The organism is Nonomuraea sp. B12E4 (genome assembly GCF_039871825.1).
GTDB lineage: Bacteria > Actinomycetota > Actinomycetes > Streptosporangiales > Streptosporangiaceae > Nonomuraea.
On sequence record NZ_JBDPME010000094.1, the window covers coordinates 1 to 896 of the forward strand.

An 896-nucleotide genomic window follows, 5' to 3' on the forward strand; every position below is an offset into this window, starting at 1 on the left:
CGGCGGTGATGAGTTCTTCTTCGATCAGCCGCTGCGCCGCGTCGCCGCGCAGCCGGAGGTCGGGCGAGATCAGGTCGCGTACCAGCTCACGCTCCCGTCCCCGGCTCAGCTCGCCGATCAGGAAGTCCCGGTGGAGCGTGTACGCGGCGCTTTCGGCGGCTTGCCGTACCGCCGTCGCCTCCTGATCGGTGACGAAGCCGTCCGACAGCAGCAGCCACACAAAGCCCAGCAGGGTCTGCCCGTGCCGGATCGGCATGCCTGCGCGGGCCACGTCGAGCCCGAGTTCGGGCCGGGCGGGCACGATGAACAGGTCGCGTGCCTCCGGCGCGCCGCTGGCGTGAATGTGGGCCACCAGTTCGGGGGAAACGCGCCTGCGCATGATCGACTCGACCCGGGCGGGGTCCGCGTCGCCGGTGTGCGCCGTGTAGGCGAGCAGGTGGATGTTCGGGTCGTCCAGCGCCACCGACCTGGCCAGGCGCGCTCCGAGACTGTCGACCAGTCTCTGGAGCTCGGATGCCATGCTGTCCAGGTTATGCCGGGGTCATGCCCAGCTCCCGCATGAGGAAGGCCAGCAGCTCGGCGGCGTGGTCGGTCATCTGCGCGCTGTCCAGGGCGGCGTGACCGGCGCCCTTCCAGACCCGCAGCAGGACGGGATGGCCGGAGGTGCTCGCCGGCGCGAGCCTGGCGGTGAACAGCCGGCCGTGGAAGGGCTGGCAGCCGAGGTCATGCTCGCCGAACGCCTGCAGGATGGCCGGGTACGCGGTACCGGGCGCGATGTTGTGATACGGCGAGTACGCGCGGATGATGTCGGCGTCCCCAGGCTCGTCCGGATCTCCGTAGTCCTCCAGGAAGACCGAGCGGACCGCCTGCGGCGCCGGGTGGCCGGGGCCGAGCGG

Annotated in this window: 1 protein-coding gene and 1 pseudogene; both read right to left on the reverse strand. The window is 71.2% G+C overall.

The window, feature by feature from the left end; translation table 11 throughout:
• Positions 1–520 (reverse strand): annotated as a pseudogene (locus tag ABGB18_RS49365) (hypothetical protein); the annotation flags it as partial.
• A gap of 10 nt (positions 521–530) precedes the next feature.
• On the reverse strand, positions 531–896 hold a 366-nt coding region (locus ABGB18_RS49370; RefSeq protein ID WP_347702665.1), incomplete at its 5' end, for a prolyl oligopeptidase family serine peptidase.